Below are 431 nucleotides of genomic sequence, written 5' to 3'. Positions count from 1 at the left end.
GAAATCGTCCCGTCACCTTGGTCGCCGTCGACCTGTGTCTCACTTCCCGTTCCCTTGCCACCCGGCACGAAGTCGGCATGTGCCATCGGGCTTGAGGCCAGCACAGTGAGTGCGGCCATGAGGGCCGCCCCCACCGAGATCCTCGCTACGGCTGGCATTGAGCCGCCCCCCTCGTAGAGATGATCTGGGATGTCTGCCAGACGCCTTCGGCGTTCTTGTCGAGCCTGGTGTTGTACAGCACGTAGCTGTTCTTCGTGACCGGCGTCTTGTGAATCTTGTTGGTCTTCTTGTCCTTGCTGAAGCCCTTGCTCTCGTCCGCGCAGAAGACCAATGCCGCGGAGTTCTTGCCCCTGAGCGTCACTTCACGGTCGTAATAGCGGGCCTCGCCCGTCATCGTGGCCCCGGCCTCCTCGAACTGGGCGACCCAGTTC

The 431-nt window shown here is 62.2% G+C and carries 1 pseudogene; it reads right to left on the bottom strand.

The window, feature by feature from the left end:
- Nucleotides 1-145 precede the first annotated feature (145 nt).
- A pseudogene (locus tag LPA54_RS39590) lies at nucleotides 146-431 on the bottom strand (hypothetical protein); the annotation flags it as partial.

The sequence above is a fragment of the Streptomyces sp. DH12 genome (assembly GCF_020873895.1).
GTDB lineage: Bacteria > Actinomycetota > Actinomycetes > Streptomycetales > Streptomycetaceae > Streptomyces.
This window is presented reverse-complemented; position numbering and strand designations above follow the sequence as displayed.